Origin of the sequence: Mesorhizobium sp. M0048, from assembly GCF_040323405.1 — a bacterium.
Taxonomy (GTDB): Bacteria; Pseudomonadota; Alphaproteobacteria; order Rhizobiales; family Rhizobiaceae; genus Mesorhizobium.
Genome location: NZ_JAMYUV010000008.1, coordinates 32,248 through 41,495 on the forward strand (window position 1 = coordinate 32,248; position 9,248 = coordinate 41,495).

The 9,248-nt window shown below is 61.8% G+C and carries 12 protein-coding genes; 3 read left to right on the plus strand and 9 right to left on the minus strand.

Going from position 1 to position 9,248, the window contains the following annotated elements:
• Positions 1-4: 4 nt before the first annotated feature.
• Positions 5-811 (minus strand): phosphodiester glycosidase family protein, encoded by an 807-nt coding sequence (locus tag NKJ84_RS10715; protein ID WP_352477360.1) that lies wholly within the window; start codon positions 809-811, stop codon positions 5-7.
• 162 nt (positions 812-973) lie between these two features.
• Between NKJ84_RS10715 and grxD the strand changes: the two genes are divergently transcribed.
• Together grxD and NKJ84_RS10725 are read left to right on the plus strand one after the other, a co-directional pair.
• Positions 974-1,309 (plus strand): Grx4 family monothiol glutaredoxin, encoded by a 336-nt coding sequence (gene grxD / locus NKJ84_RS10720; protein ID WP_023674712.1) that lies wholly within the window; start codon positions 974-976, stop codon positions 1,307-1,309.
• Between the two features lie 207 nt (positions 1,310-1,516).
• Positions 1,517-2,716 (plus strand): multidrug effflux MFS transporter, encoded by a 1,200-nt coding sequence (locus NKJ84_RS10725; RefSeq protein WP_254817732.1) that lies wholly within the window; start codon positions 1,517-1,519, stop codon positions 2,714-2,716.
• Positions 2,717-2,734: 18 nt separating this feature from the next.
• Here the strand turns inward: NKJ84_RS10725 and NKJ84_RS10730 are convergent, their stop codons facing one another.
• From NKJ84_RS10730 to rpsD, 4 genes are all read right to left on the minus strand, one after another.
• Positions 2,735-3,142 carry a UCP034077 family protein gene (locus NKJ84_RS10730; RefSeq protein ID WP_352506430.1) on the minus strand — a complete coding sequence of 136 codons (408 nt, stop codon included), beginning with the start codon at positions 3,140-3,142 and terminating at the stop codon, positions 2,735-2,737.
• Positions 3,143-3,191: 49 nt separating this feature from the next.
• Positions 3,192-4,019, minus strand: a complete 828-nt coding sequence (locus tag NKJ84_RS10735) for an inositol monophosphatase family protein (RefSeq protein ID WP_352506431.1) — start codon at positions 4,017-4,019, stop codon at positions 3,192-3,194.
• Complete coding sequence (ttcA, locus tag NKJ84_RS10740; protein ID WP_352506567.1) at positions 4,009-4,890, minus strand: tRNA 2-thiocytidine(32) synthetase TtcA; 882 nt, start codon at positions 4,888-4,890, stop codon at positions 4,009-4,011. Before ttcA ends, NKJ84_RS10735 begins: the two co-directional genes overlap by 11 nt.
• Positions 4,891-5,048: 158 nt before the next feature.
• Positions 5,049-5,666 carry a 30S ribosomal protein S4 gene (gene rpsD / locus NKJ84_RS10745; protein WP_352506432.1) on the minus strand — a complete coding sequence of 206 codons (618 nt, stop codon included), beginning with the start codon at positions 5,664-5,666 and terminating at the stop codon, positions 5,049-5,051.
• Positions 5,667-6,046: 380 nt separating this feature from the next.
• Between rpsD and NKJ84_RS10750 the strand changes: the two genes are divergently transcribed.
• The gene (locus NKJ84_RS10750; RefSeq protein ID WP_023674706.1) at positions 6,047-6,259 is read left to right on the plus strand and encodes a hypothetical protein; all 213 of its coding nucleotides are present in this window, start codon (positions 6,047-6,049) and stop codon (positions 6,257-6,259) included.
• 90 nt (positions 6,260-6,349) lie between these two features.
• On the opposite strand, the gene NKJ84_RS10755 is transcribed toward NKJ84_RS10750, so the two are convergent.
• The 4 genes from NKJ84_RS10755 to NKJ84_RS10770 form a co-directional block, all read right to left on the minus strand.
• Positions 6,350-6,538, minus strand: coding sequence for a DUF3008 family protein (locus tag NKJ84_RS10755; RefSeq protein ID WP_023674705.1), 189 nt, complete (start codon positions 6,536-6,538; stop codon positions 6,350-6,352).
• A 76-nt stretch (positions 6,539-6,614) separates the two neighbouring features.
• A complete protein-coding gene (gene murI, locus NKJ84_RS10760; protein ID WP_352477507.1) occupies positions 6,615-7,427 on the minus strand; it encodes a glutamate racemase in 813 nt (270 codons plus the stop codon).
• Between the two features lie 159 nt (positions 7,428-7,586).
• Positions 7,587-8,231 (minus strand): DUF805 domain-containing protein, encoded by a 645-nt coding sequence (locus tag NKJ84_RS10765; RefSeq protein ID WP_352506433.1) that lies wholly within the window; start codon positions 8,229-8,231, stop codon positions 7,587-7,589.
• A gap of 78 nt (positions 8,232-8,309) precedes the next feature.
• Positions 8,310-9,176, minus strand: coding sequence for an RNA methyltransferase (locus NKJ84_RS10770; protein ID WP_352506434.1), 867 nt, complete (start codon positions 9,174-9,176; stop codon positions 8,310-8,312).
• Positions 9,177-9,248 lie beyond the last annotated feature (72 nt).

Here is a 9,248-nt window from a genome sequence, read left to right on the forward strand (position 1 = left end):
GCAGTTACCGGCTCGCAAGCTTCTTACCGGTCACGGCGATGATCGGCCCGGCTGGATAGTTTCCACCCACAATCATCCGCTCGCCGTTCGACAGCGCCGAAACGGCCCCGTCGAAGAAAAGCGCGCTGGGACAATCGAGCGCGTCTCGAAACAGTCGGGCGAAGCTGCCGAGGCTGACCTCAGAGCGCGAGATCGCCAGCACGACAGTGTTTTCGTCACGCACGCCGACGCCATTGCGGATATAGCGCGATGTGCCGTTTTGCTCGAAGCGGGGATGAAGCCGGCCGTCGATCACCAGCATCGGGCCGGATTGCGTGGCAAACATCACGTCCAGTCTGGTCGCAACATAGGCGCTTGTCTCGATGACCGCCGCCTTGCCATCCTTCCGGACCAGGAAGACGCCGTTCGGTTTCAGGAAGAAATTGCCTTCGCTGTCGGCGAGGTTGATCGGCGCCTTCTCCCGGCCGTCCTCGACGAGAAGGCCGACCGGAGTCAGGTCTTGGTGATACATGCCGGCGTTCATGGCGAGCAGCACCGGCCGGCCCTGATCCGCCATCGCCTTGTCGAATTTGTCCAGTGAACCGAAAGCCTTGCCGTCAATGCCTGCGTGGAACACACCGATGTCATAGCGGCGCAGATCGATTTCGCAGACGACATAGGCGACCGCCTCGAAGCTCGCGTCGCGGCACGGCGCCGGTAATCCACCGCCGACGACGAGAGGTGGCTGCCTCGGCGACTTGGCCCACCAGATCAAGGACAGTGCGGCGAACAGAACGGCGAGGACGACCCCGGCGAGATACCGTCTTTTCATCACGCCTCGGGACAAATGGTGGCCAACGGCTTGGCCCAAGATCAGACCTTCCTTTGCGCCATTTGCATGGCAAGGCGGCAAACATCTTGTTTCGCGCAACCCATGGGTTTATTTGAAGGGTAATGTTCGAGCCTGACTCCCACAGGCATGAAAGGGTATTCCATGAGCGGCATCAACGATTACATTGACAATGAGGTGAAGGGCAACGACGTCGTTCTCTTCATGAAGGGCACCCCCGGCTTTCCGCAATGCGGATTTTCCGGCCAGGTCGTGCAGATCCTCGACTATATCGGCGCCGACTATAAGGGCGTCGACGTGCTGACGTCGGCCGAACTGCGGCAAGGCATCAAGGACTACTCCAACTGGCCAACCATCCCGCAGCTCTACGTCAAGGGCGAGTTCGTCGGCGGCTGCGACATCATCCGCGAGATGTTCCAGGCGGGCGAATTGCAGACCTTCCTCGTCGAAAAAGGCGTCAGCGTCAAAGGCGCCGCCTGACTTCTGTTTCTGCGTATGACCTTCCGACTGCGATTTTCGGGGGTCAAGCGATAAGCGCCGGGGCAGCCCCCACCTTGGCAAAAAGTTCTGCCCGACATCGGGGCAATCAACGAATGGATGCGTCGGCCAGCCGGCGCATTTTCGTTGAGGATCGGACTGGCCGTGGATCAGCAAGCACAAGCGCAGCAAAAGGCAAGCACCTTGCCCATTCCGCGCTGGGAATTCATTGCGCTGTGCGCGGCGCTGATGGCGCTCAATTCGCTGGCCATCGACATTATTTTGCCGGCGCTGCAGCAGATCGGCGCTTCGCTTGGCGTCGAAAATGAAAACCACCGGCAATATGTGGTCACCGCCTATATCCTTGGCTTTGGGGGCGGACAGCTGTTCTTCGGGCCGATCTCGGACCGTTTCGGGCGCCGCGCGCCTCTTGTCGCAGGGCTGGTGATCTACGTCGTCGCGGCCGGCGCTGCGGCAATCGCCCCGTCATTCGCCACGCTTCTGCTATGCCGGGCCGTGCAAGGCATCGGCGCGGCGGCGACGCGCGTCATTGCCGTCTCGATCGTGCGCGATACGTTCGACGGAAGGCGCATGGCCGAAGTCATGTCCTTGATCTTCATGGTGTTCATGGCCATTCCGGTGGTCGCGCCCGGTATCGGCCAGTTCATCATGCTGTTTGCGACCTGGCATGTGATCTTCGTCACCATGGCAGCCGGCGCGCTGATCGTGTCCGCCTGGTCGCTGCTGCGCCTGCCCGAGACATTACATCCCGAATATCGCCGGCCGCTGACGCTGTCCTCCATCATCGGCGGCTTCCGCATCGTTCTCACCAACCGCATCGCGCTCTGCTACGCCTTCGCCAGCACCTTCATCTTCGGCGCCATGTTCGGCTTCATCGCCTCGGCCCAGCAGATCTATGTCAGCGTGTTCAATGTCGGTGAGATGTTCCCGGTCATCTTCGCGGGGGTTGCCGGCGTGCTTGCGTTTTCGAACTACCTCAATTCGCGCCTCGTCGGCCGTATCGGCATGCGCCGCCTGTCGCAAAGCGCGCTGCTGCTGTTTCTGGCAATCAGCCTTGCCTGGCTGGTCGTTTCCATCGAAATGAAGATGCCGCTATGGCTCTTCATTGCCTTCTTTGCCTGCGCCATGGTCCCGTTCGGCGCGCTCGGCGCGAACTTCAACGCGCTCGCTATGGAGCCGCTGGGGCACCTGGCCGGCACTGCGTCGTCGATCCTTGGGTTCATGCAGACATTTCTTGGCGGCATTCTCGGCACGCTAATCGGCCAAGCCTTCAACGGCACGGTGACGCCGCTGGCCGCCGGGTTCTGCAGCGTGTCGGTGGCGGCGCTGCTGATGATCCTGCTGGCCGAGCGCGGCAGACTATTCCAGCCGCATAACCCGCCGGTTTAATACACATTGCGCGTGCGCCTATGATGCACCCTCACTGACCGCGGTGAAGCGAGGGAACAGCGTACGTCCTGCGATTGCTCCACCCATACTGTCGGAAACGGGCAGTGGAAGAGCCTTGTCGAGCGCCTCGAGGACGGAAGCCACAAAGGCCCGGTTGAGCGGACCATCGTCCCCTAGATGGGAGAAAGTGGCGCGCGGCTTGCCAATAAGCGTGCCGTTTCGGCGAATTGAGAACTGCAGCGTCAGGGTCATGCCCGCGGTTCCGGGCGGCGGCTTCCAACAGGCGAAGATTGCGGAGAACATCTCGTCTATGGTGTCGACGGAGTCGGGACTGCGACATGCGCGTTCCCCAGCTCTTGCTTCATTGACACCGGCAACCAAGGCAAGGGCAAAGACCGTTGCAACAATTGCGGACCGAGGTTTCATTCGAGATCTCCGGTTTCGCACAAGATTGGACACCTTTGGCAGCGAAGAGCTATTCCGCCCAGAGCTCGCGGCGCAGCTCCCGCCAGCTCTCACGGTCCGGCGCGACCAGCAAGCCACCCCCGACATGCGACGGCAGATAGGCGCTGCCGTCGAAGCGCGCGGCATGGCCGCCGGCCTCCGCATGGATCAGCACGCCGGCCAAGTGGTCCCAAGGCATCAGCTTGTTGTAGACGACGAAATGGCCGTGGCCGCTGGCCAGCAGGCGGTATTCGTGGGCGGCGCAGCGATAATTGAACTGCGATAGCGACTTAGTCTGGTTGCGCGCCAAACGTGAGCGGTCCGGCTCGGGCACATAGTGCCATGAGACCGCACCGGTCATTTCCGACATCGGCGCCGGTTTGGCGACATGGACCTTTTCCAGATTGCCATGGGCATGGCGGATATGGCTGCCGGCGCCACTAACGCCGATCAGCCAATCCTTGCCGACGGGGTCGTGAATGATGCCGGCGACCGTCTTGCCCTTGACCACGACGCCAAGCATGACGCCGAACAGCGGCACGCCGGAGGCGAAGTTGAAAGTGCCGTCGACCGGGTCGATGACGAAGGCGAGTTCGGCATCGCCGAGACCGTCGAGCAGCGTCGGGTCGTCGGAGCAGGCCTCCTCGCCGACGATCATTGCGTGGGGATAACGCTGGCGCAGGCTGGCGGTGATGAGCCGTTCGGCATTGACGTCGGCCTCGGTGACGAGATCGGCGGCCGAGGTCTTGCGACGGACGTCGCCCTCGCTCAAACGGCGAAAGCGCGGCATGATCTCGGCGACGGCGGCTTCCGACAGAAGGTCGGCAAGCCAGTCGATCGCGCTATCTTCAAATGTCATCGGGACGCCTAGTGGTGAGGGTTTCGTTGAGGGCGGCGAAATCGAACAGTTTCCTGTCGAGCAGATGCGAACGCCGCACATTGGTCATGGCGCGGATCATCGTGTCCTTGCGGCCGGGCATGCGCTTCTCGATGTCGTCGAGCATCGCCTTCATGGCGTTGCGCTGCAGACCTTCCTGGCTACCGCACAGATCGCACGGAATGATCGGGAATTTCATGGCGCCGGCGAATTTCTCGAGATCGGCTTCCGCACAATAGGCGAGCGGCCGCAGCACCATGACATCGCCTTCGTCATTGAGCAGCTTCGGCGGCATGGCGGCCAGGCGCCCGCCATGGAACAGGTTCATGAAGAAGGTTTCCAGTATGTCCTCGCGGTGGTGGCCGAGCACCAGCGCCGAGCAGCCCTCCTCGCGGGCAATGCGATAGAGATGGCCGCGCCGCAGCCGCGAGCACAGCGAGCAATAAGTGCTGCCCTCGGCCAGCTTGTCGGTGACCACCGAATAGGTGTCCTGATATTCGATGCGATGCGGAATGGCATAGCTGTCGAGATAATCGGGCAATATGTGCTTGGGAAAGTTCGGCTGGCCCTGGTCGAGATTGCAGGCCAACAGCTCGACCGGCAGCAGCCCGCGCCATTTGAGATCAAGCAGCACGGCAAGCAAGCCGTAGGAATCCTTGCCGCCCGACAGAGCGATCAGCCAACGGTCGCCGGGTCTCACCATGGCGAAATCGTCGATCGCCTGGCGGGCAAGCCGCAACAGCCGCTTGCGCAGCTTGTTGAACTCGACGGAGGACGGCACATCGGCAAACAGCGGATGAAAGCCGCCTTCGGCCTCGGCGATCGGGTCAAGCGTTTTGGCGTCTGGCTGCATGTTCACGGCGCGTCGGCCCTAAAGTCCTGTTGCCGCCCGCAGTAGCGCATCGGATCGAAAATCGAAATCGATTTCCGACTCACGTCCCTGAAAAGGACGAAGAAAGAAAAGGCCGCCTGGAGGGGCGGCCTTCGGTTTTGTCGTGACGAACGCGCCGATCAGCGCGAATAGAATTCGACGACCAGATTCGGTTCCATCTGCACGGCAAACGGAACGTCCGCCAAGCCGGGGATGCGCGTGAAAGTCGCGGTCATCTTGTTGTGGTCGGCCTCGATGTAATCGGGCACGTCGCGCTCGGCCAGGCCCACCGATTCCAGCACGATGACCAGCTGCTTCGACTTCTCGCGCACTTCGATGACATCGCCCGGCTTGCAACGGTACGAGCCGATGTTGACGCGCTTGCCATTGACGTTGATGTGGCCGTGATTGACGAACTGGCGCGCCGCAAAGATGGTCGGCACGAATTTGGAGCGGTAGACGACGGCGTCGAGGCGCGATTCGAGCAAGCCGATCAGGTTCTCCGAGGTGTCGCCCTTGCGGCGGTCCGCCTCTTCATAGACCTTGCGGAACTGCTTCTCCGAAACGTCGCCATAGTGGCCCTTCAGCTTCTGCTTGGCGCGCAGCTGCAGGCCGAAATCGGAAAGCTTGCCCTTGCGGCGCTGGCCATGCTGGCCGGGGCCGTATTCACGCTTGTTGACCGGGGACTTCGGGCGGCCCCAGATGTTTTCGCCAAGACGGCGGTCGATCTTGTACTTCGCGGATTCGCGCTTGCTCATCGCATTCCCTTTCAAAACAACACACCCGGAACCTTATGGTCCGGGTGAAGGAAACGCGCCCTCCTCTGGCCTCCGTTTTCGAGACCTGACAGGGTTTTCCACGCAACGCGACGGAAAACCCACGGGACACGTCATTTCAAACAAGACATAGGGAAAGTAAAACCGGCTGCCCAAACGTCTTGCACACATAAAGAAAACCACCGGGCATTGCGGCCCGGTGTTGGTGGGCTGGTTAAACGGAGATTTAACCGCTGTCAAGCTTCTGGCTGGCGCGAGTCGCCGAACCGGATAGTGTTACGGTTGTAGAACGTGCCGGATGTGGCGGGAGGTTGCGCCAGCGGCATCAGGAAGGGACTGAAGTCAGAGGAGCAGGAATTCGCATGAAGAAGTTCTTCCTTACGTTGGTAGGAGCCGCGGTGATGGCCGGCACGATGGCGGTCGCGCCCGAGCCAGCGCAGGCCCGGCATTGGCATGGGCACAGGCATCACCAGGTCTGCCGCATCGTGGTCAAGAAAAAGGTGGTGTGGCGTCACGGTCATCGCAAGGTCATCCGCTACAAAGTGCGGCGCTGCGGGTGGGGCTGGAACTGGTAATTTTCGCCCTCGCCCGTTGAGACTTCATGGCCCGCGGCTCAGCCGCGGGCCTTTTATTGACCGGCATCCGCCGCCAGAATGGTCAGTCGATCAGTGTTTCGACTTCTTTTCCGGCAGGCCTTTGCGCTTGGTCTCGGCGAATTCCTCGAGCTGTTTTTCGCTCATGGATTTATACATTCCCTTCGACGCACCTTTGAGCGCGCCCTTCTTGGTCTCGCCGCGCTTGGCTGACAATGCCGCGCCGGCCGCTTTCTGCTGGGCTTTTGAGGTGGCTGGCATGATGGTTTCTCCCGTTTCCGATGAGAGGAAAACGCATTGTCTGGTGTGATGTTCCCAAAGCGAAAATTGCTTGCGGTCAGGATATCGCCAGGCCAAATCCCTGCATCAGCCGGCGCGTCGGAAAATCGGCGCTGTTCGAGGTGAAGAACGCAAGGTCGGCCCCTTCCGGCAGTGCCTCTCTGCGATAAGCGGCCTCGGTATCGGCAAGCAGCGACAGCGCGCGGCGTGCGATCGCCTCGGCCGGGTCGAGCCAGTCGACCGGCCAAGGTGCTGTCTTGCGCATGCGGTTGGCCAAAAAAGGATAATGGGTGCAGGCAAGCACGACGATGTCGGTGCGCAGCCCGTCATGCTCAACGAAGCACGGCGCGATCTCGGCGCGCACGGCGTCCTCGTCGACAAAACCATCGCGCATATAGGCTTCGGCCAATCCAGCCAGCCTGTCGCTGCCGACCAGGCGGACGTGGCATTTCTGCGCCCACTTGCTGATCAGGTCGCGCGTGTACTGGCGCTTGACGGTGCCGGGCGTCGCCAGCACCGAAACCAGGCCTGAGCGCGTGCGTTCCGCCGCCGGCTTGATGGCCGGCACGGTGCCGACGAAAGGGTGGCCGGGAAACCGCTCGCGCAACGCATCGATGACCAGTGTCGAGGCGGTGTTGCAGGCGATGACCGAAATGGCCGGCGAAAACCGTTCGAGCAGCCTAGCGAACAACTCCAGAATATGTGTTCTCAGCGCCGTTTCCTCCCAGGCGCCGAAGGGGAACGCCGCGTCGTCGGCGACATAGATGAAGCGGCGGTCAGGCATCAGGACGCGCGCCTCACGCAGCACGGTGAGGCCGCCAATGCCGGAATCGAACATCAGGATCGGACGGGCGCTCGACGGATCGGTCATGGTCATTGAGTCACTAAGGGCTGGGAATCACTAAGGGCTGGGGAATTACAAAACGAGATCACGAGAGAAGGCCGGCCTATGCATTTTGCTTCGGCCAATGATGCTTTGTCCCGGCCGCTTCTATGTGGAACCATCATGGCCTTGATGCGGCGAGACGGGTCACACAAGGCCCCGCTTGCCGAAGCCGCCGGCCCGCGGCCGGCCGATTGCCGGAGATGCAGGTTGAGATGCGCGATGGTTCGACGGCACCGGTGCGGCGCGCATGGCGTAGGGCGGAGCCTGGGCCGTCACGCCGGCGGCTGACGCTGAATGGAGCGCCGCGGTGCCGCGTAGCGGCCCGGGCGGGTCGAAATCGTCGAAACTCAGGGATGACGCTATATCGGAAGAGCGACCGCCCGCCGGCCTGGCCGCCAAGATGACGGCCCACAGCCCGACAAGAGCTAATCCCAGCAGGTTAAGACCGGAATGCGAATCTTCGCCGTCGAATTTTACGACAAGAACAGTGCCGGCCTGCAGGATCGCGAACAGCGTCGAGAACACGATATACGACCAAAGGATCCAACCGGACCCTTGCGCGTCGCGGCTTCGACGCCAGGCGAAATTCGCGCGGAACAGAACGATCACCAGCGAGGCGACGAGAACGGCCGCGGCCAGCCCTTCCCTGGAAGGACCTGGTTTCGAATTGGCCAAGCCCTCGATGCCGATGGTCAGCACGACACACAGCACAAAGGTCGCGATTTCCGCAACCAGCAGAGTCACGGAATAGAAGAAAAAGCGAAGACGACCGATATTTGAGCTAAACATTCGAGATCCATCGTTTCGAAAACCATGGATCAAACCAAATAAAATTCGGTTACTGGTAAGACAGCTGCATTTGCGCGCCTAGTCTTTGTCTTTCGCCCTCGCAGCGCGTGCCGCGGCCGCCGGGAGCCGCCTTGGATCGTCGCCGGGCGATCCGTCGCCGCGCGGCATGGCCGGCGAGAACCTGTCCAGCGATGATATTATTCCGCGCAGCACCTTGAGCTCCGGCTCGGCAAAGCCGGGGCGGGTCAGCACTGCGCGCAAATTGTCGACCATCTTCGGCTTCTTCGCTGCCGGGCGGAAATAGCCGCGCGCCTCCAGTGCACCTTCCAGATACGCAAACAGGCCGTGCAATTCTTCCTTGGCAGCCGGCGGCATTTCAGGGCCGGAAAAGTTGGTCATGGTCTCGTTTTCCAGGCCGGACTTCATCCATTCATAGGACATCAGCAGGGCCGCCTGGGCGATGTTGAGCGAGGAGAAGGCTGGATCGACGGGGAAGGTGACGATCTCGTCGGCAAGGCCGACCTCGTCATTATAGAGGCCGAAGCGCTCGCGGCCGAACAGGATGCCGGTGCGCTGGCCGGCCCGCTGCCGCGCCCGCAGCGCCCTGCCCGCCTCGACCGGACCGCGCACCGGCTTGAAATTGTCGCGCGCGCGCGCCGTGGTGGCGAAGACGAAGTTCAAATCGCCGACCGCCGAGGCCAGGTCGTCGAACACCGTGACGGCATCGATGAGGTGGTCGGCGCGACTTGCGGCGGCACGCGCCTTGTCGCTCGGCCAGCCGTCGCGCGGATTGACGAGCCGCAGCTCGGCAAGCCCGAAATTGGCCATGGCGCGCGCAACCAAGCCGATATTCTCGCCGAGCTGCGGCTCGACCAGGATGATCGCCGGTCCGGACGCAGGCGTTCCGGAGGCAAGAGGGGTGTCGGGATCCTGGGTAGCGGCCATGGTTGTCAGTGAACTGCTGTTTGCGGCATTTCGCAGTCCCCTGCCACATTTGGCGGCGAAAATGAAGCTTTG

What these genes read in the sequence shown, in the direction of transcription:
- rpsD (WP_352506432.1), bottom strand. Translation starts at nt 5,666, where the DNA reads ATGAGCAAGCGCGAATCCGCGAAGTACAAGATCGACCGCCGTCTTGGC.
- grxD (WP_023674712.1), top strand. Translation starts at nt 974, where the DNA reads ATGAGCGGCATCAACGATTACATTGACAATGAGGTGAAGGGCAACGAC.
- NKJ84_RS10750 (WP_023674706.1), top strand. Translation starts at nt 6,047, where the DNA reads ATGAAGAAGTTCTTCCTTACGTTGGTAGGAGCCGCGGTGATGGCCGGC.
- NKJ84_RS10730 (WP_352506430.1), bottom strand. Translation starts at nt 3,142, where the DNA reads ATGAAACCTCGGTCCGCAATTGTTGCAACGGTCTTTGCCCTTGCCTTG.
- NKJ84_RS10765 (WP_352506433.1), bottom strand. Translation starts at nt 8,231, where the DNA reads ATGTTTAGCTCAAATATCGGTCGTCTTCGCTTTTTCTTCTATTCCGTG.
- murI (WP_352477507.1), bottom strand. Translation starts at nt 7,427, where the DNA reads ATGACCGATCCGTCGAGCGCCCGTCCGATCCTGATGTTCGATTCCGGC.
- NKJ84_RS10770 (WP_352506434.1), bottom strand. Translation starts at nt 9,176, where the DNA reads ATGGCCGCTACCCAGGATCCCGACACCCCTCTTGCCTCCGGAACGCCT.
- NKJ84_RS10715 (WP_352477360.1), bottom strand. Translation starts at nt 811, where the DNA reads ATGAAAAGACGGTATCTCGCCGGGGTCGTCCTCGCCGTTCTGTTCGCC.
- NKJ84_RS10735 (WP_352506431.1), bottom strand. Translation starts at nt 4,019, where the DNA reads ATGACATTTGAAGATAGCGCGATCGACTGGCTTGCCGACCTTCTGTCG.
- NKJ84_RS10755 (WP_023674705.1), bottom strand. Translation starts at nt 6,538, where the DNA reads ATGCCAGCCACCTCAAAAGCCCAGCAGAAAGCGGCCGGCGCGGCATTG.
- ttcA (WP_352506567.1), bottom strand. Translation starts at nt 4,890, where the DNA reads ATGCAGCCAGACGCCAAAACGCTTGACCCGATCGCCGAGGCCGAAGGC.